Here is a 25,017-nt window from a genome sequence, read left to right as displayed (position 1 = left end):
GGCCGCGGGCCGGCAGCCTACTGCTGCATGTCCGGCGCCTCGCGCAGCCGCCAGATCACGTTGCACTGCTGGCCGCCGAGGCTCGTCGAGCGCAGCGTGATGACAGTGCCGGCCACGACCTGATACCAGAAGTGCGCCATCAGTTCGGTGCCCTTGCGCTGGGGCTGCCCGTCGACCAGCACTTCGCACAGCAGCGGCGACGGCGAGCCGGATGGATGCGTGACGTAGACGTTCAGCCGCGCGATGTCGCGGGTCGCGGTGAGCACGATTTCGTGGTTCCCGCTGCCGATCAGCATCGTGCCGCCGGGTTCGTCGATCGCCTGCAGGTAGGCGCCGGTGCTTTCCTCGATCGCCGCAGCCGCGACGGTCAGCCCGGCCGAGCGCATGTAGCCGGTCGTCGCGATGCGCGCGGCAACCGCGTCGGATTGCACCGGCGTACCGTCCGACAGCGCGAACGGGATGCCGTCGCGCAGCGCGGCGTCGGTGTGGTTCGCGTAGTAGCGCCACCGGTCGAGGAAGCGGATATCGCCGGTCATGTGCAGCGCGCGGATCGGCTCGCCGTGATACCGGAGCGTCGTCGTGCCGGTGCTTGCGTCGAACGCTTCGTGAATGCCGTACTTGCTGACGAAGTTCTGGACCGGATCGAGCAGCGCCGTTTCACCCTGTGCGCTCCACAGGTGCAGGAAGGTCGTATCGATTCCGAAGCATTCCTGGAAATCGGTGCCGATGCGCGCGATGCAGTCGCGCAGGTGGCCGGCGTAGCGGGTCCAGGCATCGGCGGTCCCGGCCACGAGCCCGGCCTGCAACGCGCCGCCGTGGCGCGCGGAGACTTCGTCGACGACGAGACGCCAGTGATGGTCGCGCCGCTCGCCGATCAGCGGCGTGACGACGAACGTGCAGAACAGAGGGTCGGGGCACGCGTGGATCCGGTCGTCGCCGATCTGCGAGAACAGGTCGAACCCCGGCGCGCAGAACCAGATGTCAGCGTCGTACAGCGCGAGCTTGCGGATCTGCGGGTTGCGGGCGCAATACTCGGCGGCCTCGATGAAGCGCCCGACCGGCAGCGCATACGTGCCCGATGCCTCGATCACGTCGACCGACTGGCTCGTCAGGATCTGCCGCTTGCGTTCGGAGAGGCCGTAGCCGATCACCGCGATCCGGCCGTCGTAGCCGGTGTGCCGCAGCGACAGCAGGAACGGCACGAGCATTTCGTACCAGGCGCGGTTGTTGTCGTTGATCGCCACGCAGACCGCGTGCTCGCTCGAATGCATGTTCGTTCCCCGGTGTGCGTGCCCGACTCAGTAGCCGACGTGGCGCTCGCAGACGACCGCGCCGCAGCCGCGGCTGTCGTGATACGTAATATGAAACTGCTTGTTGTCCCACAGCCACTGGAACACGGCCTGGTACACGCCGGCCGTGGTCATGTCGTGCAGCACGATCTTCTTGCGTGCCAGCGGGCCGAAGCGGTTCAGTTCGGCGAGCGTCTGCTCGTACGTATGCGTGGTGTCGATGAACAGCAGGTCGGATGCCAGCGGCTCCATCGCCAGATCGTCGGCGATCCTGAATTCGAAGTCGACCGACAGTTCCTTCGCGGCCTGCTCCAGCTCGTGCCGGATTCGGAAATGCTCGTCGGAAATGTCGACCGACACGAGGCGCTTCGGTTGCGCGAGCATGAAGGCCGTCGTGGTGAGCCCGGTAAACACGCCGAGCTCGAGGATGGTGTCGCACCCGATCGCCGTTTCCGTATAGAAGTCGAAGCGGGAAGGGCTGTCGCCGAGCCAGCCGATCGGTTCGATCTTGTACTGCAGGAACTCCAGTCTCAGTTGTTGTAGCGTGCGCATCCTGTTTCCTTCGCGAAGCGACTTCGGTGGTGGGTGCCATCGCCGGGACCCGCCGGCCCCCGCGGCGCCGGCCATTGTAGATCGCCGGCCGTCGCCCGGCATAGCGCCCGAGCGTCGGTCACGGCGATTACCCGCGCGCCGGCAGGGCCGTTCGCGCGGGCAGCCCCGATTACTTCGCGAGCGTGCGGTATGACACGAGGTCGTTGATCGGCCCGATTTCCGGCCCCGTCACGCCGGGGCGCGTCGCGACCTGCACGACCTTCTCGAACATGATGATGAACGGCGAATTCGCGAGCACGGCCTTCTGCAGCGCTTCGTAACGCTGCGCGCGCTTCGCGGGCGACGGCTCGACGAGTGCGGCGTCGGTGTCCTTCGTCAGTTGCGGAATGTCCCAGCTGTTGCGCCACGCGAGCATCTTCGTCGGCGACTGGTCGGAGTTGTCCGGATTCCACGCGAAGCCGCGCGCATTGCTGTTCGGGTCCATGTAGTCGGGCGACCACTCGCCGACGAAGATGTCGTGCTGGCGCGCGCGATACTTGCCGATCGCCTGCTTCGCATCGCCCGGAATCAGCTTCACGCGGATGCCGCCCTGCGCGAAGTTCGCCTGCAGCGCCTGCGCGATCTCGAGGTACGGATAGTCGTTCGGCATGTCCATCGTCACATCGAAGCCGTTCGGCAAGCCGGCCTTGGCGAGCAGCGCTTTCGCCTTCGCGACGTCCTGCTTGTACGGCCGCGCGTTCGACGTGCCGAGGAAGCCCTCGGGCAGGAAGGTTTCATGCACCTTGTAGGTCGTGCTGACGATGTTGCGCTGGATGCCGTCGTAGTCGACGAGCCATTTCATGGCCTGCTGCACCTCGGGTTTCGCGAGGTTCGGATTCTTCGTGTTCAGGCTCAGGTACAGGAGCGCGGACACCGGCCACGCCGTGACCTTGATCTTGCCGGCTTTCGTCAGCGCGGCGAGGCTGTCGGGGCTCAGGTTGCGCGCGGCGTCGGCGTCGCCGTTCTCCAGCAGCAGCCGTTGCGCGGATGCTTCGGGCACGTGGCGCAGCACGACGCGCTTCATCGGGTACGGCGTGCGGTATTTCTCGAAGCGCTGCAGCACGATGGTCTCGTTGGGCGTCCACTTGACGAGCTGGTACGGGCCCGAGCCCGCGTCGTTGGTCCGCAGCCAGCCGCTGCCGAAATCGTTGCCTTGCTGATGCGACAGCAGCAGCTTCTTGTCGAAGACCGATGCCGGGCACGCGCTCAGCACGTTGAGCACGAAGCTCGGTGCGTACTTGCGGTCGGTTTCGAGCACGACGGTCTGCGGATCGACCACGCGCACCTTCTGCATCACGTTCGCTTTCGTGAGGCCAAGATCGGTGAGCACGCCGGCCGGCCCCTTGTCGAGCAGGATGGTGCGCTGCAGCGACCACGCGACGTCGTCGGCGGTCACCGGGTTGCCGGAGTGGAACGTGAGGCCGGGGCGCAGCTTGAACGTATAGGTCACGCCGTCGGCGCCGACCGTCCACGATTGCGCAATCTGTCCTTCGAAGCGCGTCGGGTCCTTCAGGTCGACGCGCACCAGGCGTTCGTAGGTGTTCGCGACGTATTCGGACGGCACCAGCTCGTAGATCCCGCTCGGGTCGAGGGTCGTGAATTCGCCGAGCTGCGTGGCGACGACGAAGATGCCGGGCGGCGTGGCCGCCTGCGCCGGCAATGCCGGAACAAGCGCGACGAGCGCGGCGCTGACGAACAGGCGGGACAGCAGGTGCTTCATGCGGGCTCCGTTGAAAGGGAATCGTGGGTGCGATTCTCTCATCGACGGCTGCCGGGATGAAAATATTCGGCGTGCGCGCCGGCGGGGTGGCGCGCAGCCGCGAGCCGGGCGGGCGCCCGGCATCGGCAGGTTCGAATCAGATCGCGCAGCGCGCGATCGCGAAGCGCATCGCTTCCTCGGCCGGCTCGTTGCCCGAGCCGCGCACGACCTTGATGACCGAACCGTTGCCCGACGGCGTCAGCGTGACGAAGTACGAGTTCGAGCCGATGGCGATGTCGGTCACGCCGTTGTGCTGCGATTGCTCGGTGCCCGACAGGCGGCTGTCGAGGCAGTTGGCGACCGCGTAGGCCGGACGTTGCGACGACACGTAGATCATCGGCGCTGCGCCGGAGGCGGACGCGGAGCCCGAGTCGGACGAGGGCGCGGAACCGCAGGCGGCGAGCAGGGCGGCGGGAAGGAGCAGCAGGAATCGTTTCATGATGGGTCGTCGGGTGTCTCGTATCGAGGCTGGGGCGCGGGGTAGGCGAAACGCGAAGCTTCGCGACGAAACCGCCCGGAATCGGGCCGTTTTTGACGGACGACGATGCGACAGGCGGCTGACGACGGAGTATACCCGCAGCGTTTGACGGCGCTGGGGCGTTGAAACGATTCGATACACAACAAGCACCCGCTGCCGCATCCCGGCAGCGGGCGTTTCAGGTGACGGCGAATGGGCACTTGCCGGTGTTGTCGATCTTATTGGCCGATCTGCTGGCTGACCGCATTTTCCTGCTGGTTCAGCGCGTGCTTTTCGCTCTTCGTGATGTGGCTGTGATCCTGCGCAGCCATGTCCCGCTCTTCCCGGCGGATCTTGCGGTCGTCACGATGCAGGCGCGCGGCCGCGGCGCGTGCGGTATGGGCCCCGGCCGTCGCACATGCGGATCAATGCGCGCCGGCTGCCGCCGCATCGGCATCGCCGCCGCCCGAGCGCGCCGGTTTCGTGATCCAGATCAGCGGAATGATCGCGACGAAGATGATCGCCGACACGTAGAAGATGTCGTTCAACCCCATCACGGCCGCCTGCGAATCGACCGAAGCGTTGAAGAACGCGAGTGCCGAATCGGGGCCGAGGTGCAGCAGCGAACGCGTCGTGTCGACGTGCTGCGCGAAAGTCGGGTTGGTGACGCTTGCCTGTTCGGTGAGCCGCACGTGATGCAGGATCGTGCGGTCGTTCCACGCGTTGCTGATCAGCGACGTGCCCACCGCGCCGCAGAACGTACGGCCGAAATTCGACAGGCCGGCGGCGGCCGGGATCTTCTCCGGCGGCAGCCCGGACAGGATGATCGACGTCAGCGGCACGAAGAACATCGCCATCGGGATGCCCTGCAGCAGCGTCGGCAGTACGAGATCCCAGCGCGACACGTCGGTGTAGAAGGTCGTGCGCATCATGAACACGACCGCGAAGCCGACGAACGCGAGCGTCGCGATGTAGCGCGGATCGGTGCGCGGCAGCAGGCGCCCCATGACCGGCGTGAGCAGGATCGCGAACACGCCGAGCGGCGCGGTGGCGAGCCCGGAATCGACCGCGCGGTAGCCGAGATAGCCCTGCATCCACTGCGGCAGCAGCACCAGCGTGCCGAAGAACATCCCGTATGCGACCGAGATCGCGATCGTGCCGCCCGCGAAATTGCGCTGCGTGAACAGGCGCAGATCGACGATCGGATTGGCTTCGTAGAGCTCCCACACGAGGAAGAACGCGAAGCCGATCAGCGCGACGACGCCGAGCGCGACCACGACGGGCGAGTTGAACCAGTCGAGATCCTTGCCCTTGTCGAGCATGATCTGCAGCGACGCGACCCACAGCACGAGCAGCAACAGGCCGACCGTATCGATCGGCATGCGTTTCGTGGCCGATTCGCGGTCGCGGAACACGATCCACGTGACGGCGGCCGCGAAGAAGCCGACCGGGATGTTGATGTAGAAGATCCACGACCAGTTGTAGTCGTACGTGATCCAGCCGCCGAGCGACGGCCCCGCGATCGGGCCGACGAGCGCGGTCATCGACCACAGCGCCAGCGCGCTCGACGATTTTTGCCGCGGCCACGCGCCGAGCAGCAGCGCCTGCGACAGTGGCGCGAGCGGCCCGGCGACCGCGCCTTGCAGGATCCGTGCGGCGAGCAGCGTCGGCAGGTTCGGTGCGATCCCGCACAGCCACGACGCGAACACGAACAGCAGGATCGACGTGACGAACAGGCGCACCTGGCCGAAGCGCTGCGTGAGCCAGCCGGTCAACGGAATCGACACCGCGTTCGCCGCCGCGAAGATCGTGATCACCCACGTGCCTTCGTCGACCGACACGCCGAGGTCGCCCGAGATCGTCGGAATGGCGACGTTCGCGATCGACGAGTCGAGCACGTTCATGAACATCGCGAGCGATACCGCGATCGTGCCGATCGCGAGGCGGCCGCCCGATAACGGGGCTGAAGATGACGGAGAGGACATGGGTTTCCTGCGTAAGGAGCGTAAGGGGCGGAACGGATGCGACCCGTTGCGGCGGGCACGCGGCCGCGTACGCGCGTGCGAAAGCGACGCACGGACGGCGCGACTGCTGAACGGAAGGGAGCACGGCGCGCGCGACGCGGCCCGGCAGAGGGGGCCGACGCGTGCGACGTGCTGCTCGATCGAATGTACGAAGCCGTGGCGGGCTTCGGGAGGCGGAATGCTGCGGTCAGGAAGGCGGGACGCGCGTGACGCGCCTGCGGGCAGCGCTCAGGCGGCTACCGTCGCGTGTGGAATGGTTTTGCATCGCGACAGGCTAACGATGTGGCGAGGCGCCATCAACACGGGCCGGCTCATTAATCGATTTCGCTTGCTGCAATAATCGGTGTGCGAACCGTGCGGGTCAGGGAGCGGTGCGCCAATCGTCGAACACTTCCGCGAGGAATTCGACGAACGCGCGTACCTTGCTGTCGAGCGTCGCGCGCCGCGGATACAGCACGTGCAGCTCGACGTCGTCGGTCCGGTGCCAGTCGGGCAGCACGATTTCGAGTTCGTTCCGCTCGAGCCGCCGGGCCGTGTAGTGCGTCGAGACCAGCGCGATGCCGCCGCCGCTCGCGGCCTGGCGCAGTACCGTCACCGATTCGTTGGTGATCAGCACCGGCCGCACCGGTACGTCGGCCACTTCGCCGGCCGCGTTGGTGAGCCGCAGCGTCAGGCCGGGCGCATCGCGACCGACGAGCAGCAGGTCGTGCTGCGCGAGATCCTGCGGTGTGGCGGGCCGCCCGGCGCGGTCGAGATAGGCGGGGCTCGCGGCGAGCTTTGCCTGCGACCATCCCAGCGAGCGCGCGATGTAGCTGGAGTCGGTCAGCACGCCCGCGCGCAGCGCCACGTCGAAGCCGTGTTCGACGAGATCGAGCGGGTTGTTGTCGTAGATCAGCACGAGCTGGACCAGCGGGTAGCGCCGGCGAAACTCCGCGAGCGCCGGCTCCAGTTCGAACAGGCCGATCGAATAGGGCACCAGCACGCGCAGCATGCCCTCCGGCGCCGTGCGCAGCGCACGGGCCTGACGGTCGGCGTCGAGCAGGATGTCCTCGGCGCGCAGGCAGCGCTCGTAGTAGTCGCGTCCGGCCTCGGTGACGGAGACGCGGCGCGTGGTGCGGTACAGCAGCTGGACGCCGAGATCGTCCTCGAGCTGCTTGACCTTGCGGCTCACGCGGCTGAGCGGCATGTCGAGATGCGTGGCGGCGGCGGTGAAGTTGCCGCGCTCGACCACGCGCAGGAATATCCGGATGCTTTCGAAGTCCATACGAGGTGCTTCAGTGTTCGACCTGCGCGCATCTTACCTGCGCCGGCCGAATCGCTTCGTACGGCGGCGATTATCCTGCCCGGTGCAATAACGCATCCTGTCCGCGCCTCTTAGTGGCGGCGGCGCGCCCCCGTATGCTCGCCGCATGAAATTCGCCTTGCCCTCTCTGCCGCCGCTCGCAGCCGTTCGCACCGCGCTGCGCGACGCCCGGCCCACGCTGCCGCCCGGCGCCCTCGGCTTCGCGTTGCGCAACACCGCCGCGTCGCTCCTCGCGCTCTACATCGCGTTCCGGATGAATCTCGACGACCCGAAATGGGCTGCGTCGACGGTGTGGATCGTCGCGCAGGGCAGCCGCGGGATGGGCTTGTCGAAGAGCCAGTACCGGATTCTCGGCACCGCGATCGGCGCGGCCGTCGCGCTCGTGCTGACCGGGGCGTTCGCGCAGACGCCCGAACTGTTCCTGCCGGCGCTCGCCGCGTGGATTGGCCTGTGCGCGGGCGTCGCGACCTTCCTGCGCAATTTCCGCGCGTATGCGGCGGTGCTCGCGGGCTATACGGCGGCGATCATCGCGATGGATGCCGTCTCCGCGCCGCTGCACGCATTCGATATCGCGACCGCGCGCTTCCTGTACGTGGTGGTCGGCATCCTGTGCGGCGCCGCGTTCGAGACGGTGTTCGCGCCCGGTTCGCCGCTGGCCGATGTCCGCACGCGGCTCGCTCGCTATCTCGACCGCGCGGCGGCCGTCGGCGCGGGCGCGCTGCGCCGCGAGCCGAACGGCGCGGCCGTGCACCGGCTGTTCGCCGATGCGCTCGAACTCGATACGGCGGCCGAGTATGCGGCCGCCGGTGCGCCCCGGTGCGCAACGCGATCGGGCATCTGCGCGCAGCGGTGCTGGGCGTGCTTTCCGCGCAAGCCGCGGGGCAGGCGCTGCACGAGCACGCGGCACGCAGCGGCGGCACGCCGGACCCGCTGGTCGCCGATGCCGCGCAGGTGCTCGACGGCATGGCCGCGACGGGCGAAGCGGGCCCGGCGCTGATCGCATTGCGTGCGCGCGTGGACGACGCGGTGCGTGCCGAGGTCGCGGAGCCGGCCGGCTCGGACCCGGCGCGCCTGCTCACGCTCGACCGGCTGGCGGCGCTGCTTGCCGGGTTCGACGCTGCCTTTGCGGGCAAGGTGCAGCTGGACCGGCCGAATCCGCCGGCGTCGCGCGTGCGCTATGCGTTCCACCACGATCCGGTGCTCGCGTGGCACAACGGGATTCGCGCGTTCGTCGCGGTGCTGGTCGCGTCGGCGCTCTGGATTCTCACCGCGTGGCCGTCGGGCGCGGGGTTCGTGGCGATCACGGGCGTGGTCTGCGCGCTGTTCTCGACACGTCCGAACTCGGTGGGCGCCACAGTCGGCTTCCTGAAAGGCGCGGCCTGCGCGGCGGTCGCGGGTGCGCTGTGCAATTTCGTGCTGCTGCCGGCGGTGTCGGGCTTCGAGATGCTCGCGACCATTCTCGGTGTGTTCATGATCGGCACGGGCATCGCGATGCGCAATCCGCGCACCGCCGGCATCGGCAGCGGCTTCTCGATCTTCTTCTGGAATTTCACGTCGCCGGACAATACGGCGCGCATCGGCGACGCGGCCTTTCTCAATTCGGCGCTCGCCACGCTGCTCGGCATCGCGTTCGGGGCGCTGGTGTTCGCGCTCGTGTTTCCCGGCGATCCCGGCACGAGCCGGCGGCGCCTGCATCGCGCGGTGCGCGACGACCTGGTGCGCATCGCACGCAATCCACGCGCATGGCAGGCGAGTGCATGGCTGAGCCGCACGGCCGACCGCCTCGGGCGCGAACTCGGTTTCGCTGGCCGTTTGTCACCCACGCTCATCGAGCGCGACCTGCGCGATCTGCTCGCGGCCTGGACGATCGGCGACAGCCTGCTGGCGTTGGCCGAACTGGCAAAGCGAGAGCCGGCGGCGCGCCGGGCGGTCGCGTTGGTGCGGGGGCGGGGCGGGCGCGCGGATTTCGCGCGGCTGGTGCGGACCAGCGACGCGGCAGCCCGCGTGCTGTTGCGTCGGGTGACGGAGGTCGACAGCGACGACGGCCGCGCGCTGCTGCGCGGTGCGGTGTTGCTGAGGACGATCGCGGAGACGGCGGCCGCGCACGAGGGCTTCCTGCGAGGTCATCAGGATTGACGGAGGGTTCGACGCGTGAGTCGGGGGAAATTCTCGGGAAGAATTCGCTCAATTGGCCAAGTTGGCTCGCATAGCTTTCTTTAAGTCGAGACGAAAATATTGACGAAGATCGTTTGCTACTTGTTGGGAGGGGAGGGGGCTATAGTTCACCAATGCTCTCCTTGCTCAAATAGTTCGCGATTAGTCGCTACGTAGTATGGAATCTTTCTATTTTCATCATTGAGCATCAGCCGGAGCGAACGCGAAAACATGATGCAAACGACGGCAATGATAAATGTTTCGCTGCCTTTGATAATGACTTCGTCAGGTGAGTATCTATTGAGGCCAAGTGTGGCGAGCCACAATCCGAGCGGGACTGCGGCCGTGCACAGGAAAAGCATTGTTGATTCCATCGTCGACCGATAACCAGCAGGGATGGAAATCGCGCGCTTCGAGTTCACTGTCACATTAAATGTAGTCAGTCCGATCCCAAGCATCATGTTAAATACGCAAAGCGCCCAGAAGTTTTCCGAAAATCCACAGGCTAATATGGTCAGGCCTATCAACGCAATGCTGCCGCAAGCGAGTGCATGTTCGGAAGAAAATTTCTGAAGTCTGGAAATTATCAAGCTGGATGATAATAAAACTCCAATTCCTAGTGAAAGTTCGATGATGGCCAGATCGAACATTGAAAATCCACTGCGTAATAGTTTCGTCGGCAGGATCAGAGAAAAGAACGGGACAAAAATTATGTTCGCAAAAAGGGATGCGATGGCGATGGCCCTTTCTGCCTTAATAAGGAAAACGCGCTTGACCCCAGATTGCAGCTCAAGGAAAAATGAAAATCTACCGGAGCGATCACCTTTCGGGAGCATTTGCGGGGAAAACGCTGAAAGAAACGCGAGGGAAAGAAATAGTCCGATGACTGCGGACACAGCGCTGAGAATAAGTGCCGCGTTTCCGCCGACGCGCCCGATTGCTAGTCCGGCTAATGTTGGCCCGAGTAGCAAATTAATGAAAAACATTGAAGATTTTAGCCGCATTCCCTTGTGAATCTCAGCTTCTTGATCTGTTATCTCCGGAAGTAATGGTGTGCCCAGTGGATAAAGGGCCGCAGTAGCTGAACTCGAGACGACACCGCTAAACATCAATGAAATCAATAAGTGATAGTTTGCGTTGGCGGACTTGAAAATGTGTGCGGCCAATATGCTGATAACGCTTGCCAAAACTGAAAGCAGCGCCGCTATTGTCAGGATATGGCTTTTCTTGACTCGCTCCGCCATGACACCCCAAAACGGGAGAAGCACCAAGCTCGCAATCGAGGTGGCAAGTAGGATGGACCCAAGTGCACTTTGGTCAAAAAGCAGTTTTACAAAATACCATGTGCAATATATTTGAAGCGTGCGGGAGGCCACGTTAAGCACAGCGTCCGTTGCGACATAGAGACATATCTGTTGCCAAGACGTGAGGCGCATATATCTCCCTATTTTTACTTTCTGCGTCGTCAGTTATTTCTTTAAGCGCGGCGGCGGTGTTGAAGGCATGTGTGCTACAGGTGAAAACGGCTCCAGGACTGTTTTATCGACAAGATCGGGGAGAGGTCGATTATTTAAGTGCAGCCATGTGCGCAATCGAGATGGTCGTGCCGCTTCAGTACCATTTTGTTTTTGATCTGCATTTTCAATTGCTCTTCAATGAATGGAGAAGTAAGGATTGCGCTAAAACGGTACAGTGACATTTTCATATCGCGAGTTAAGTCTTGGTTAAAAAATTTTGATCGTCAATCGCTTTGTTTAGAGTGTTTGCACTAAAATCAATGTGCGTTCTATGAATTAAGTGAAGTATTAGGTGCTATGAAGGATGATTTCCAGGCGATCACCAATTCTGTAAGTTAATTTAATGTATCGAATGGGTTGTGTAATGTCTGCGTCGGTCGAACGCGTCCTGTTTTCCCTTTTGTTATTGCGAGAACGCTGGCTTTCGCGAAGTCCTGATGGCCTGTACGCAGGAACTCGGTGTGTCGTAGGCTCAGGCTCTATGGGGCGCTAATGGCTGGGAAGGAGCGTCGGTCTGTGCCGGATAAATCGGTTTGCCGCCGGTCAGGAAACGACTCGCGTATGTCAGGTATCGCCATCGAGATTGCCGATGGTGACCTGTCGGCGCTTTACGCGATGGCTGTCGCTGTCTTAATGGAAGTCGGGCTCGCCGATGATGAAAACGCTCCAGGTCTGACTCGTCGGGACAATCCAAAACTACGCAATATCCGTGGGATTGAGGTGGGCCGGCTTGAAACAATTGTTCACCTGAGTCGATCGTCAGGTGACGGTGAGGCGCGGGAAGCGGCGTCGATCGGCAGCTTTTTGAAAGACATGCTCACCGACTACCGCCCCACAAAGCGTCCGACGTCGCCGAACTGCTCCCGCATCGGCTGGACACTCGCCATGCGTTCGAGAGGGCTCACATTGAAATCGTGCCAATTCGGTACACGGTTGGCGAAGGCGGGGGGAAGCAACATGCCACGTATTCCCCTAATGCGAAGCGACATGAAACCACGGATGATCCAATCACGTGGTCAGACGGATAACACTCGCGTCTTGTTTCTCCGGCGAGGGGTTTGATGTGCTGGGCGGCAGCGGGGGTATGTCATGAATTTTCTGGAAAAAGGGGTTGCGGCGAGTCCCATTGGGCAGAGGGCTCACATCGTTGAACATGTCGGGTCCGACAACCAGAAACAGACGTACTACGCGGCGACGTCCATGTGGTTGAAGCTGGAGCAGCTTCAGATCGTGCAACAGCTCGTCGAGCCGCTGGACATGGGCAACCAGCCGACACTTTCCACCTCGCTACACGGCGTGGCGAGTATCGAGGGGCAGGAGTTGTCGATCTTGGGCGACACGCAAGGTTCGACGCGCACGCTTCAGGTGACTTTCGAGGCGCGCGACGTCACCACGGCCGACCGGCTGGGTCTGCGTGCGCTGGAAGACGAACTGGGTACCTCGTTGTCCGACGTCGCGCTCGGCAGTGCCCGACTAGGCTTCAATCGTGCCGACGACGAAGTCGACGAGCCCGATCAATGGTGGCTCGCCTGCCATATTCCCGACGCCTGCCTGCAGGTGCTCGCGAAGGCAAGCTCGGATGGCCAGCTTGGCGCGGTAGAGTTGGGATTGACCATGCGGCATTTGTATTTGGCCGAACGTCCGACGGCTGCCCCCGTACGGCAGTCCCGACTTTTTCTCAAACCCGACGACAGCGACGACACGATCGAATGGCCGACTATTGCAACGGGCTATGTCACCGGCCTTCGGATCGACTTTGCGACAACATCATTGCGTGGCACCGAGCAGGGCGTAGACCGGAAAGACAATGATGCGACGAAACTCGTCGCGGATTCCATGGTTACGCTGGGCCTCAAGCTTGCCAACCTCAATGTCACGGTGAGATGGCTTGGCGCCCTCATCGTTGTATTGCTCTTCCTCGAATTTCTCGAGCGCCTCTGATCCAGTTACCGAAGGCCTACCGACTCCTTGCAAGCATGGAGAGGGAAAGATGCCTCCGTCAATTCGGCGGCGTACGCTTTGGCGTAGCTTTTTCTCTGTAGTCTTGTCAGGCCTGACGCAGGTACTGCTGCATCATTGGAGTGACGGGTGCAGGTGCTGCGGTGGGGGGCGTGCTTATGTGACCGGGAAAAGTTGCTTTGGCTGCCCGAGTTTACCAGTGGCATCACGGTGTACGCGCGAAGTTCGCCGTTTGGCTAGGTGCTGGTATTGATGAGCGGCATCTGTTGACTTAGTGTCCCCAGGCTAGTGCTTCGACAGACGGTGGATGATCAGTCCGCCCGCTCTCCCGGCTTGCACCAGGGCAAAGGTATCGACGGCATAGTAAACGTCGCGCCACGCGTACCAACGGTCGAATTCTCCCTATGACCAAACTCTACGAAACGATATTGATTTGGAGGTGGCAGATCCTCGCTGGCTCTCAGTCCAAACTGACGGCAGCGAGGTGCGCTGATACGAATGAACCCGTACTCGCCGCTCGGGCCATTTACATGTCTAGATAGGTCCTTTGATAATCCGATGAGCGTCGCAGTGCTCTGTGCCTGCGCTGTCGAAACGATCGACAAGCCTGTAAACGCAACCAGAATGAGTAGTGACTTCACGAGTTGCCCAGTTAGTTTTTAGCGACGACGCATGATTATGATGCGTTCCGTGTCTTTTGCAGTTAACGATAGATTCTGAAAACGCTGAGCATAGGTATTGGCATAGGTTTGTCCATTATGCCTTGTCAGATAAGGCGCAGGTACTGCTGCATCATCAGCATGCGCTACGCGGGACCTGGCCGTGGGTCAGCCGGTGTGAAACCCGTCACAGGCGCCTCCGTCGAATTGAGTCGGCCGGATCAACTGAGCCGATAGGCCTTGCCCGGCGTCACTTCCGCCGGTAGCGGCTCGCGGTTCAGCTCGAGCAGCGTGCGCTCGATCTGCCGCGTCATTGCATCGAGGGCGAGATGATTCGGCCCGTCGCCGAACGGCTCGGCGATCGCATGCGCGATCGCGTCGAGCGCGATCAGCGTATAGGCGACGAACACGCTGACAAACGGCGTTGCCGCGCCGATCGAATCGACGAGACCGAACGGCAGTAGCACACAGTACGCGTAGATGGTCCGGTGCAGCAGCACGTCGTATGAAAACGGTATCGGCGTGGACGCAATCCGCTCGCAGCCGCTCACCATCGCGACGAGATCGTCGAGGCGCGCGTCGAGCATCCACAGCCGCGTGTCGGAGAGGCGGCCCGCATCGGCGCGCGCGGCGAACGCTTCGCGCAGCGCGTGCACGATGACGACCGGGCGGAACCGCGACGCGGCGATGCGCGCATAGGCCGCATCGTCGAGCAGCCCGCGCAGGTCGGCGGCCGGATCGGTGCCGCGCAGTTGATGCTTGAGCGCATACACGAACGCGACGACCGTGCGCACGAACGCGCGTCGCGACGCATCGTCACGGTCGATCGCACCATAGCAGAGCGCCTGCGACACCAGCGTGCGCGTGGCGGTCAGCACGCCGCCCCACAGTTGCCGGCCTTCGCGGTAGCGTTCGTAGCTCGCGTTGTTGCGAAACCCCGCGAAGATCGCGAGCGTGAGGCCGATCAGCGTGAACGGCGTCGGGTTCAGCGGCACCTTCTCGCCGAGCACGCGACCGCCGCCCCATACCGCGACGAGGCTGATCGCGAGCGTCAGCACGAGTTGCGGCAGGATGGTCGGCAGCACCGAGCCGTTCCAGACGAGCAGCATCCGCAGCCAGTGCTCGCGCGGACGAACGATCATCGCCGCGCTCCGTCAGGCGGCGATCGAGGCCGGCGCTGCCGCGCGATGCAGCAGCACCGGAATCGACTTCGACGTCGGCGTGTTGCACACGTCGCCCACGCTGTCGAGCGGCACGAGCGGGTTCGTTTCCGGGTAGTACGCGCCGATGCAGCCGCGGGGGATGTCGTATTCGACGAGCAGGAAGCCCGCCGCGCGCCGCTCGATGCCGTCGTGCCACACGGTTTCCATGTCGACCCAGTCGCCGGCCGCAAGGCCCAACATCGCGAGATCGTCGCGGTTGGCGAACACCACGCGGCGCTGGCCGAACACGCCGCGATAGCGGTCGTCGAGCCCGTAGACGGTCGTGTTGTACTGGTCGTGCGAGCGCGTCGTCATCAGCGTCATCAGCCGTTCGCCGTGCAGCGCGCGGGCTCGCTGGATCGGCGTGTCGGCCGGTAGCGCATGCGCGATGAAGTTCGCCTTGCCCGTCGGCGTGAGCCATTCCCGGTCACGCGACGCGACGCGCAGGTGGAAGCCGCCCGGCCGCGCGATGCGCGTGTTGTAGTCGTAGAAGCCGTCGAGCGTCGCCTCGATCGCGTCGCGGATCTTCGCGTAGTCGTCCTTGTACGCGAGCCAGTCGATCTTGCCGCTGCCGAACAGCGCATGGCCCATGTGCGCGACGATCGCGGGCTCCGACATCAGGTTCGGCGACGCCGGCTTGTTCATCCCGTACGACACGTGGACCATGCTCATCGAATCCTCGACCGTCACGCCTTGCGCGACGTTGTCCTGCAGGTCGATCTCGGTGCGGCCGAGCGTCGGCAGGATCAGCGCGTCGCGGCCGTGGATCAGGTGGCTGCGGTTCAGTTTCGTCGTGATGTGCACGGAGAGGTCGCAGCGGCGCATGCCTTCCCACGTGCGCGGCGTGTCGGGGGTCGCCATCGCGAAGTTGCCGCCGAGGCCGATCAGCACCTTCACGTGGCCTTCGAGCATCCCTTCGATCGTCTCGACGACGTCGTAGCCGTGGTGACGCGGCGGCTCGAAGTCGAACACGTGGCCGAGCCGGTCGAGGAACGCCTGCGACGGCTTTTCCTCGATGCCGACCGTGCGATTGCCCTGCACGTTCGAGTGCCCGCGCACCGGGCACAGGCCCGCGCCGGGGCGGCCGATGTTGCCGCGCATCAGCATCAGGTTCGTCAGCATCTGCACGGTCGCGACCGAATGCTTGTGCTGCGTGATGCCCATGCCCCACGTCGCGATCACGCGCTCGCTGCGTGCATAGCGCTGCGCGAGGCTGTCGATCTGTTCGTACGGCACGCCGCTTTCTGCCGTCAGCGCGGACCAGCTTTCGTTGCGCAGGTCGTCGGCGAATGCGTCGAAGCCGGCCGTATGCTCGCCGATGAACGCGGTGTCGAGCACGCGCGGTGCACCGGCGGCGCGCGCGGCGTCGTCGAGTTCGAGCACGCGCTTCGCCATCCCCTTGATCAGCGCGAAATCGCCGCCGATCGTCGGCTGGATGAACGTCGACGCGATCTTCGTGCCGGACATCGTCAGCATCTCGATCGGGCTTTGCGGATCGGCGAAGCGTTCGAGGCCGCGCTCCTTCAGCGGGTTGATCGACACGATCGTCGCGCCGCGCTTCGCGCACTCGCGCAGTTCGCCCATCATCCGCGGGTGGTTGGTGGCCGGGTTCTGGCCGAAGATCAGCAGCATGTCCGCGTGTTCGAAATCGTCGAGCGTGACGGTGCCCTTGCCGACGCCGACCGACGCCGGCAGCCCGCGGCTCGTCGCCTCGTGGCACATGTTCGAGCAGTCGGGGAAGTTGTTCGTGCCGTACAGGCGCACGAGCAGCTGGTACAGGAATGCCGCTTCGTTGCTGGCGCGGCCCGACGTGTAGAACGCGGCCTGGTTCGGGTCGGGCAGCGCGCGCAGGTGGCGCGCGATCAACTCGAACGCGTCGTCCCATGCGATCGGCACGTAGCGGTCGGTCTGCGCGTCGTAGACCATCGGGTCGGTGAGCCGGCCGTGCTGCTCGAGTTCGAAATCCGACTGTTCGAGCAGCTCGGTGACCGTGTGCGCGGCGAAGAATTCGGGCGTCACGCGCTTGCTCGTCGCTTCCGCGGCCACGGCCTTCACGCCGTTTTCGCAGAATTCGAACGTCGACGCGTGCTGGCGATCGGGCCACGCGCAGCCCGGGCAGTCGAAGCCGTCCGGCTGGTTCTGGCGCAGCAGCGTGCGGTAGTTGCCGCCGGCGACCTTTTCCTTGATCAGGTTGATCGTGACGGCTTTCAGCGCGCCCCAGCCGGCAGCCGGGTGGGTGTACGGTTCGATGCGCGCGGTGGCGGATTTCTTTTTCATGATGCAGCGGGTGTCGGGGTCGATGGGTGCAGAGTACGCGTGGCCCCCGTCCGGCTGTGTGTACACCTGTTCACTCCAAAAAAGAGTACAGTTGCGGCCATTCAGACAGTCCGGATCGCAACTGTATTGTTGAAGGGAAGTTGAAAGGGAGGCGCGTGAAGCGTTACGAACAACTGGCCGACGATCTCCAGGCGCAGATCGAGCGTGGCGTGTACCGGCCCGGCGAGCGGATTCCGTCGGTGCGGCAGGCGAGCCGGCAACAGCAGCTCAGCGTCACGACCGTGCTGCGAGCGTACCTCGTGCTGGAAAGCCGCGGCCTGATCGAGAGCCGGCCGCAATCGGGCTATTTCGTCCGCGCGCGCGCGTCGGCGCCGGCCGAGGCCGAACTGCACATGTCGGCGCCGGCCGCCGAGCCGTCGGCCGTGGACGTGAGCCGGCTCGTGCTGTCGACGCTGCGCTCGATCGCGCGCGACGACGCTGTGCCGCTCGGCTCGCCTTACCCCGATGCGTCGCAGTTTCCGGTGCAGCGTCTCGCGCGCTATGCGCAGACGATCGGCCGCCGCCGCACGCGCTGGGGCGTGATCGACGATCTGCCGCCCGGCAACCAGGAGTTGATCCGTCAGATCGCGCGGCGCTACGCGGAGCGCGGGATCGTGGTCGAGCCCGGTGAGATCGTGGTGACGATCGGCGCGACCGAGGCGATCAACCTGTGCCTGCAGGCCGTCGCGAAGCCGGGCGACACGATCGCCGTGGAGTCGCCGACGTTCTACGCGATGCTGCACGCGATCGAGCGGATGGGCATGCGCGCGCTGGAAGTCGCGACGCACCCGGTCGACGGCATCGATCTCGACGCGCTCGAACGGGTCCTCGAACGCGAGCGCATCGCCGCGTGCATGGTGATGCCGAACTTCCAGAATCCGCTCGGTTTCCAGATGCCCGACACGCGCAAGCGCGCGCTCGTCGAGTTGCTGTCGAAGCACGGTGTGCCGGCGATCGAGAGCGACGTCTATCACGAGCTGCACTTCGGCGACTCGACGCCGAGCGCGCTGAAGTCGTTCGACCGCGACGGGCTCGTGCTGCATTGCGCGTCGTTCACGAAGAGCCTGTCGCCGCGCTACCGGATCGGCTGGGCGATGCCGGGCCGCTACCGCGACCAGGTCGAGAAGCTCAAGTTCCTGAATACGCTGGCCACGCCCGCGATCGAGCAGCTTGCGATAGCCGAGTACCTGAAATACGACGGCTACGATTTTCATCTGCGGCGCATGCGCAAGCAGTACGCGCAGCAGGCGAGCCTGATGAGCGCGATGGTGCGGCGTTTCTTCCCGGAAGGCACGCGGCTGTCGCAGCCGCAGGGCGGGTACGTGCTGTGGGTCGAGCTGCCGCGGCAGGTCGATGCGATGAAGCTGTACACGGTCGCGCTCGCGCAAGGGATCACGGTCGGCCCCGGACACATGTTCTCGGCGAGCACCGATTACCGGCATTTCATCCGGCTCAACTACAGCTATCCGTGGTCGCGGCAGATCGAGGATGCACTGAAGATGCTCGGCCGGCTCGCGTCGGAGTGCGCGGCGGCGCGCTGAGTGCAGGGGGCGGCGCGGCAGGCGGCGGCCGACGATCGGCCGCCACCGCATGCGTCACCCCGCGTGCGGCGCCTGCAGCCCGGCTTGCGCGGCGCCGACCATCTGCCGCATGTCGAAGCCCGACGGGTGCTGGTACACGCGCAGCCCGAACTCCGGCAGCACCGCGATCAGGTGATCGAACAGGTCGGACTGGATCGCCTCGTAGTCGACCCACGTCGTCGTGTCGGTGAAGCAGTACAGTTCGAGCGGGATGCCTTCGGCCGTGAGCGGCAGCTGCCGCGCCATGCAGGTCATGTCGCGGCGGATGCGCGGATGGCCCTTCAGGTAGTTCGCGACATACGCGCGGAACGTGCCGAGATTCGTCAACTGGCGGCGGTTCGCCGGGCAGTCGCCGGCCGCGCCGAGCGTGCCGTTCCATTGCTCGATCGCGTCGACCTTGTCCTCGAGATAATCCTTCAGCAGCGTCAGGCGTTCGAGCCGTTCGATCTCGTCGTTGGAGAGAAAGCGCACGCTCGTCGCGTCGACGAACAGCGCGCGCTTGATGCGGCGCCCGCCCGCTTCGGTCATTCCGCGCCAGTTCTGGTAGCTCTCGGTGATCAGCTTCCACGTGGGTACGGTGATGATCGTGTGATCGAAGTTAGCGACCTTGACCGTGTTCAGCGTGATGTCGATCACGGTGCCGTCCGCGCCGGCCGACGGCATCGTGATCCAGTCGCCGATCCGCAGCATGTCGTTCGACGACAGCTGCACGCCCGCGACGAGGCCGAGCAGCGTGTCCTTGAAGATCAGCATCAGCACCGCCGACATCGCGCCGATGCCCGACAGCAGCAGGCCGATCTGCTTGCCGGTCGCGTCGCCGATCACGACGAGCGCGGCGGTGATGAACATCACGAGCTTGACGAGCTGCATCGCGCCTCTCAGCGACAGGTGCGGCTGGCCGCGCTGATCGCGCTGGTACGTGCGATGCGTGTGTTCGAGCGCTGAAAGCGTCGCGCTGACGGTCATCGTCACGAGGAACACGATCAGCGCGAACAGTACCTTGTCGGCGGCCTGCACGGCCGTCTCGGGAATGCCGGGCACCGCGCCGAGCCCGAGCTTGACCACGACGAAGGGGACGATGCGGTTCAGCCACTTGAATGCGCCGAACTCGAACAGCGCATCGTCGACGCGCGTGGCGGAAAGACGGGCGAGCCGCGCGACCACGCGGAACAGCAGGAAATGGACGACGGCGGTGATCGCGCCGGCGGCGGCGAGCAGGATAAGGATGCCGACGAGCGGCGCAAACCAGGATTCGTTCAGGGTCATAGGGGCAAACAGGGGCCTTCTCGTGCGTTGAATCGGCGCCGCGGTGCGGCGCGCGCCCGGTGAAGGGCACATGAAAGGGACCGTGATTGTGCCATCGGGTTCCAGGCACGTCGTCGTGTATGCAGGATGTGCGGCTCCCGAATTGCCTCACCATTGCGCAGGTCTCCTCTGTAATCGGGTGAAGGCGGGGAGTGGAAGCGCGTCACCGCAAGCCGCGGCGCGCGCGTGTTGCCGGATGCGTTGCACGCCGGCCTGCGAGCGGCGCAACGCCGCTCAGGCGGGCCTTCGCGCCTCGATGCGCGTGAACGGCGATCCATGCAATCATGCGGGCGTTGCCCGTGCCGTCGCGTGTGGCGCTCGCTTTCGCGTGCGGCTCGTTGCCGACGGTGAGCGACACGCGCCACCTTCGCGCACTTGCCATGTGGTGCCTGCCCGGGGCACGATGCGCGAACGACTTCGCGAACCACGTCACCTCGTATTCACGCATTCCACGCATGCAAGATTCCAACGAAAGCCGCCCGTCAGGCGTGCGGCTGCTGAAAGGCATCCTCCCGATCCGCCGGGGCGGGGCGATCCGCGACGTGTTCGCGGGCATTTCGCTCGCGTCGATGGACATCCCGCAGGTGCTCGGCTATGCGCGCATCGCCGGCATGCCGGCCGTCACGGGCCTCTATACGGTGTTCCTGCCGCTCGTCGCATTCGCGTGTTTCGGTGCGTCGCGGCATCTGGTGGTGGCCGCCGATTCCGCGACCGCGACGATCTTCGCGAGCCGGCTGTCGTCGATGGCGCCGGCCGGCAGCGCCGAGTATGTGGCGCTGGCCGGCACGGTCGCGCTGCTGACCGCCGCGATGCTGCTGCTCGCGCGCATCTTCAAGCTCGGTTTTCTCGCCGATTTCCTGTCGCGCACGGTGCTGGTCGGCTTTCTCGCCGGCGTCGGCGTGCAGGTGTCGATCGCGATGCTCGGCGACATGCTCGGGTTGGCCGTGCCGTACCCGGCGTCACGCAGCCTGGCGCAGCTCGACTACGTCGTCACGCATCTCGTCCATACGAACCGGCCGACGTTCGCGCTCGCGGCGCTCGTCGTCGTCGCGATTCTCGCGTGCAAGCGGTTCCTGCCGCGCGTGCCGATGCCGATGCTCGCGGTCGCGGGCAGCATCGCGGCAAGCTACGCATTCGGATTCGCCGCGCACGGCATCGCGGTGCTCGGGCCGGTCGCGGGCGGGCTGCCGCCGCTGCGCTGGCCGTCCGTCACGTGGCAGCAGTGCCTCGATCTCGTGCCGGTCGCAGCTTCCTGCTTCGTGATGATCATTGCGCAGAGTGCGGCCGCCGCACGCGTGTTCGCGCAGCAGTACGACGAGGAGGTCGACACCAACGCCGACATCCTCGGTCTCGCGGCCGCGAACGTCGCGGCGGCGGTGGGCGGCGCGTTCGTCGTCAACGGCAGCCCGACGCAGACGGCGATGGCCGACGGCGCGGGCGTGCGCAGCCAGATCGGGCATCTTGCGTTCGCGGCCGTGGTGGCGGTGGTGCTGCTGTTCTTCAGCACGTTTCTGCAATATCTGCCGCATGCGGTGCTGGCCGGCATCGTGTTCACGATCGCGCTCGGGCTGATCAACGTGCGCAGCCTCGCCGCGATCCGCAAGGAAAGCCCCGGCGAGTTCACGCTCGCGCTGGTGACGGCGCTGGCCGTCGTGACGGTCGGCGTCGAGCACGGCATCCTGCTGGCCGTCGCGCTGTCGCTGATGCGGCACGTGCGCCACAGCTACCAGCCGCACACGATGGTGCTCGAACCGGTCGAAGGCAACGGGCGGTGGCAGCCGGTACCCACGCGGCGCGGTGCGATGACGGCCCCCGGGCTGATCGTCTACCGGTTCGGCTCCGACCTCTTCTTCGCGAACGATCACCTGTTCTCCGCCGAAGTGACCGAACTCGTCGAGGCGGCGCCGGTGCCGACGCGCTGGTTCGTCGTCGATGCGGGCGCGATCACCGACATCGACTATTCGGCTGCACGGACGCTGACCGACCTCGTCAGGATGCTGCAGGCGCGCGGGATCGGTGTGCTGTTCGGCCGCGTCAATCGCTACCTGCGCGCGGACATGGATCGTCACCGGATCACGGAGATCGTCGGCGCGTCGTGCATTTTCCCGACATTGCACCAGGCACTGGAGGCCGCTGGGACGACGCCGGCGCCGCAGGAGCCGGGCATGGTGTAGCGGGAGCCGGCGCCAGGCGGCCGCCCGCACGCGCGCGAAGCCATTGCGCAGGTGGTGTCGATCGTGCCGATGTGGCTGCCATAGCGACGTCGCGCGCGGGGCGCTGCGCAGCGTGACGCAGCGTCCGCGTTCAGCGCGAACCGGCGCGCGCCGCGCCGGCAGGTTTCCCGCCCGCACCGGCCGACCACAACGGCAGCCGCAGTGTCGTGACGAAGCTCGCCGCGTGCAGCACGCAAAGCAGTGCGAAGGCCCACGCATACGCGTTTGCCTGCGTGCCGCCGCTCGCCGCCGATTCGGCCTGCAGCCGCCACGCGAGGAACAGCGTGCAGACCGTTGTGCACGTCGGCCCACCGAGGCGCTGCACGATATTGAGCGAGGTCGTGGCCATCGGCAGGTTGCGGCGCTCGACCGACGCGTACGCGGCGGAAATCGACGGCGCGCCGATCGCGCTCTGGCCCATGCCGCGCAGGAACAGCGCGGGCACGAGCAGGATCGGATCGTAGCCGGTCAGCGCGAGGAACACGAACGGCAGCGTCGCGAACAGTGCGAGCAATGCGCCGGCGGCGGCCAGCCGGCGCACGCCGAACCGGCTCGTGAGTGCGCCCATCGACGGGTAGGTGACCAGCATGCCGAGTCCCATCGGCGCGAGCAGCCAGCCCATTTCGCCGGGCGTGCGGCCGCAGGCCTGGATCAGGAACACCGGAATCAGCATCTGGCCCGCGAACAGCGCGCCATTCGACAGGAACTGGGTCGACGCGGCCGCGCCGAACACCTTGCCGCGAAACAGTGCAAGGTCGATCAGCGCGCGGTCGCCCTTGCGCGTTTCGACCCGCAGGAACGCCGCGAGCAACAGCGCGGCCGCGACGATCGCCGCGATGCCGAGCGCTTCGTTGATCCGCTCGATGCCGTACAGGAACAGCACGAGCCCCGGCGACAGCAGTGCGAGGCCGACCCAGTCGAGTTCGCGCGGCTGCGTGTCGTCGCGGTCGCCGGGCAGGAACCGTACGGCAAGCGCGAGCGCCAGCACGCCGACGGGCAGGTTCACGAGAAACAGCCAGCGCCACGACGCGTGCTGCAGGATCGCGCCTGCGACGACCGGGCCGAGGATCGGCGCGAGCAGCACCGGCACGGCCGCATAGCCGATCACGCGCGCCATCTGCTGGCCGGCGACGCGCGCGATCATCATCTGCGCCATCGGCGCGAGCAGCCCGCCGCTCACGCCTTGCAGCACGCGGAACGCGATCAGCGATGGCGCGGACCACGCGAGCCCGCACAGCGCCGACGTGAGCGTGAACGCCGAGAAGCACCACAGGTACAGCGCCTTCGCGCCGATCCGGTCGACGAGCCAGCCGTTCAGCGGCAGCACCAGCGTGAGCGCGAGCAGGTAACCGCTCGTTACCCACTGGATCGTCGCGAGGGGCGCGTGCAGGTCGGTCGCGAGACTCGACAGCGATACGTTGACGATCGTCGCATCGAGCTGCGACAGCAGCGAGCCGAGCGTTGCGACGGCGCTGACCTTCCAGATCGACGGATCGGGCCGGCCGGCCGCATGGTCCCGCGCCGGCCGAGTGCGTGGATCGCTCACGCGCCGCGCCGGTCGAGCAGCGCGACGATCTCCTGCGTCGTGCCCGTCTCGCCGAGGCGCGGGAACAGACGCTCGACGCTGTTCACATGCGCATCCGCGTTGAGGTCGGTCATCGCATCGACGGCGAGCGTGACGTTGTAGCCGAGTTCATGCGCCTGCCGTGCGGTCGATTCGACGCCGATGCTCGTCGCGACGCCGGTCAGCACGATCTGCGTGACGCCGGCCGCCTTCAGATGCGCGTCGAGATCGGTGCCGGTGAAGGCCCCCCAGGTCTTTTTCGTCACGAGGTGGTCGCCCGGCTGCCGGTTCAGTTCGGGCACGAGCTCGGTCCAGTCGGCGGGGAATTGCGCCGTGCGCGGCGGTTGCTCGGTGCGACCCGGCGCGCCGCCCGCGACGTTGACGAGCACGACCGGCAGGCCGTGGCTGCGGAACGCGTCGAGCAGTGTGCGGGCGCGCGCGATCACCGGTTCGACCGGATGCGCGGTGGGGAGGGCGACGATACCTTTCTGCAGGTCGATGACGACGAGGGCCGCGTTCGTGTCGAGACGGGTTGCGCTCATGATGGAACTCCGTGAAAGAGGCGAAGAAAGCCGTGCGCGCGGTTGTCGTGGGGCGCGCGGGCCGGATTCATTGCTCGCCGATGCGGCGGATCAGCGGGATCGCGGCGGCGAGCGTGGCGATGTCTTCGGGATCGAGCTGTTCGATCGCGGCGCCGAGCCACTTGTGTTTCGCGGCGTTGCGCTTGAGCCGCGCGTCGAGGCCGGCTGCGGTCAGCCGGAACAGGATCTGGCGGCCGTCGGTCGGATGCGGTTCGCGTTCGACGAGACCGTCTTCCTCGAGGCTGGCAAGCGTCGCCTTCATCGACTGCGGCTTCATTGCCTCGGCGCGCGCGAGATCGGCGGTCGTCATCGGCCCGTGCCGTTCGAGCCGCGCAAGCGCGCTCGTCTGGGACATGCCGAGCCCTCCGGATTCGATCTCGGAGCGGAGCCGGCGGATCAGCTGGCCGACCGCGAGGGTCAGGTCGGCGGCGACGATATCGGCGGAAACGCCGGATTTGCGTGGCGGGTTCATGCGGCGGATCATAGAATACGACAGCCAAACTTGCAAGTTTAACTGTCGAATTGCTCGCCGGATCGAGATGCA

17 protein-coding genes and 1 pseudogene are annotated in these 25,017 nt (G+C 65.4%); 5 read left to right on the top strand and 13 right to left on the bottom strand.

The genetic code is table 11. The features are described from left to right. Positions 1 to 17: 17 nt before the first annotated feature. The 6 genes from LXE91_RS19565 to LXE91_RS19540 all read right to left on the bottom strand — a co-directional run bounded on the left by LXE91_RS19565 (position 18) and on the right by LXE91_RS19540 (position 7,384). Positions 18 to 1,271 (bottom strand): hypothetical protein, encoded by a 1,254-nt coding sequence (locus tag LXE91_RS19565; RefSeq protein WP_039352925.1) that lies wholly within the window; start codon positions 1,269 to 1,271, stop codon positions 18 to 20. A gap of 27 nt (positions 1,272 to 1,298) precedes the next feature. Continuing rightward, positions 1,299 to 1,841, bottom strand: coding sequence for a class I SAM-dependent methyltransferase (locus LXE91_RS19560; RefSeq protein ID WP_039352928.1), 543 nt, complete (start codon positions 1,839 to 1,841; stop codon positions 1,299 to 1,301). Between the two features lie 169 nt (positions 1,842 to 2,010). Further along, positions 2,011 to 3,600, bottom strand: a complete 1,590-nt coding sequence (locus LXE91_RS19555) for an ABC transporter substrate-binding protein (RefSeq protein ID WP_039352931.1) — start codon at positions 3,598 to 3,600, stop codon at positions 2,011 to 2,013. A 136-nt stretch (positions 3,601 to 3,736) separates the two neighbouring features. Beyond that, positions 3,737 to 4,078, bottom strand: coding sequence for a sugar ABC transporter ATPase (locus LXE91_RS19550; protein ID WP_039352934.1), 342 nt, complete (start codon positions 4,076 to 4,078; stop codon positions 3,737 to 3,739). A 443-nt stretch (positions 4,079 to 4,521) separates the two neighbouring features. After that, the gene (locus LXE91_RS19545; protein WP_039352937.1) at positions 4,522 to 6,081 is read right to left on the bottom strand and encodes a DHA2 family efflux MFS transporter permease subunit; all 1,560 of its coding nucleotides are present in this window, start codon (positions 6,079 to 6,081) and stop codon (positions 4,522 to 4,524) included. A gap of 400 nt (positions 6,082 to 6,481) precedes the next feature. Then, on the bottom strand, positions 6,482 to 7,384 hold the full coding sequence (locus LXE91_RS19540) for a LysR family transcriptional regulator (RefSeq protein ID WP_039352940.1): 903 nt from the start codon (positions 7,382 to 7,384) through the stop codon (positions 6,482 to 6,484). 145 nt (positions 7,385 to 7,529) lie between these two features. Between LXE91_RS19540 and LXE91_RS19535 the strand changes: the two are divergent. Beyond that, a pseudogene (locus LXE91_RS19535) lies at positions 7,530 to 9,559 on the top strand (FUSC family protein). Positions 9,560 to 9,705: 146 nt separating this feature from the next. Here the strand turns inward: LXE91_RS19535 and LXE91_RS19530 are convergent. After that, positions 9,706 to 10,953 (bottom strand): MFS transporter, encoded by a 1,248-nt coding sequence (locus LXE91_RS19530; RefSeq protein WP_157644941.1) that lies wholly within the window; start codon positions 10,951 to 10,953, stop codon positions 9,706 to 9,708. A 702-nt stretch (positions 10,954 to 11,655) separates the two neighbouring features. Here LXE91_RS19530 and LXE91_RS19525 point away from each other — a divergent pair. Next, on the top strand, positions 11,656 to 12,156 hold the full coding sequence (locus LXE91_RS19525) for an asparaginase (protein WP_223821089.1): 501 nt from the start codon (positions 11,656 to 11,658) through the stop codon (positions 12,154 to 12,156). Between the two features lie 27 nt (positions 12,157 to 12,183). Continuing rightward, positions 12,184 to 13,035, top strand: a complete 852-nt coding sequence (locus LXE91_RS19520) for a hypothetical protein (protein WP_052760085.1) — start codon at positions 12,184 to 12,186, stop codon at positions 13,033 to 13,035. 898 nt (positions 13,036 to 13,933) lie between these two features. Here LXE91_RS19520 and LXE91_RS19515 read toward each other — a convergent pair. Together LXE91_RS19515 and LXE91_RS19510 are read right to left on the bottom strand one after the other, a co-directional pair. Then, entirely contained in the window at positions 13,934 to 14,854 is a 921-nt protein-coding gene (locus tag LXE91_RS19515) for a bestrophin family protein (protein ID WP_039351229.1), read from the bottom strand. 12 nt (positions 14,855 to 14,866) lie between these two features. Further along, positions 14,867 to 17,191 carry an FdhF/YdeP family oxidoreductase gene (locus LXE91_RS19510; protein ID WP_039351275.1) on the bottom strand — a complete coding sequence of 775 codons (2,325 nt, stop codon included), beginning with the start codon at positions 17,189 to 17,191 and terminating at the stop codon, positions 14,867 to 14,869. 155 nt (positions 17,192 to 17,346) lie between these two features. On the opposite strand from LXE91_RS19510, the gene LXE91_RS19505 reads away from it, so the two are divergent. Further along, positions 17,347 to 18,771 carry an aminotransferase-like domain-containing protein gene (locus LXE91_RS19505; RefSeq protein ID WP_039351226.1) on the top strand — a complete coding sequence of 475 codons (1,425 nt, stop codon included), beginning with the start codon at positions 17,347 to 17,349 and terminating at the stop codon, positions 18,769 to 18,771. A gap of 54 nt (positions 18,772 to 18,825) precedes the next feature. Here the strand turns inward: LXE91_RS19505 and LXE91_RS19500 are convergent, their stop codons facing one another. Continuing rightward, complete coding sequence (locus LXE91_RS19500; RefSeq protein WP_039351224.1) at positions 18,826 to 20,076, bottom strand: mechanosensitive ion channel family protein; 1,251 nt, start codon at positions 20,074 to 20,076, stop codon at positions 18,826 to 18,828. A gap of 494 nt (positions 20,077 to 20,570) precedes the next feature. Between LXE91_RS19500 and LXE91_RS19495 the strand changes: the two genes are divergently transcribed. Next, positions 20,571 to 22,289: a SulP family inorganic anion transporter gene (locus tag LXE91_RS19495; RefSeq protein WP_039351218.1), complete on the top strand. Its 1,719-nt coding sequence runs from the start codon at positions 20,571 to 20,573 to the stop codon at positions 22,287 to 22,289. 130 nt (positions 22,290 to 22,419) lie between these two features. Here LXE91_RS19495 and LXE91_RS19490 read toward each other — a convergent pair whose 3' ends face one another. The 3 genes from LXE91_RS19490 to LXE91_RS19480 form a co-directional block, all read right to left on the bottom strand. Further along, positions 22,420 to 23,874, bottom strand: coding sequence for a DHA2 family efflux MFS transporter permease subunit (locus tag LXE91_RS19490; RefSeq protein ID WP_039351215.1), 1,455 nt, complete (start codon positions 23,872 to 23,874; stop codon positions 22,420 to 22,422). Further along, a complete protein-coding gene (locus LXE91_RS19485) occupies positions 23,871 to 24,434 on the bottom strand; it encodes an isochorismatase family protein (protein WP_039351210.1) in 564 nt (187 codons plus the stop codon). Before LXE91_RS19485 ends, LXE91_RS19490 begins: the two co-directional genes overlap by 4 nt. A 67-nt stretch (positions 24,435 to 24,501) precedes the next feature. Then, on the bottom strand, positions 24,502 to 24,957 hold the full coding sequence (locus tag LXE91_RS19480) for a MarR family winged helix-turn-helix transcriptional regulator (RefSeq protein WP_081421041.1): 456 nt from the start codon (positions 24,955 to 24,957) through the stop codon (positions 24,502 to 24,504). Positions 24,958 to 25,017 lie beyond the last annotated feature (60 nt).

Origin of the sequence: Burkholderia contaminans (assembly GCF_029633825.1) — a bacterium.
Taxonomy (GTDB): Bacteria; Pseudomonadota; Gammaproteobacteria; order Burkholderiales; family Burkholderiaceae; genus Burkholderia; species Burkholderia contaminans.
The sequence above is the reverse complement of the archived record's forward strand: the minus strand, read 5'-3'. Positions and strand labels throughout refer to the sequence as shown.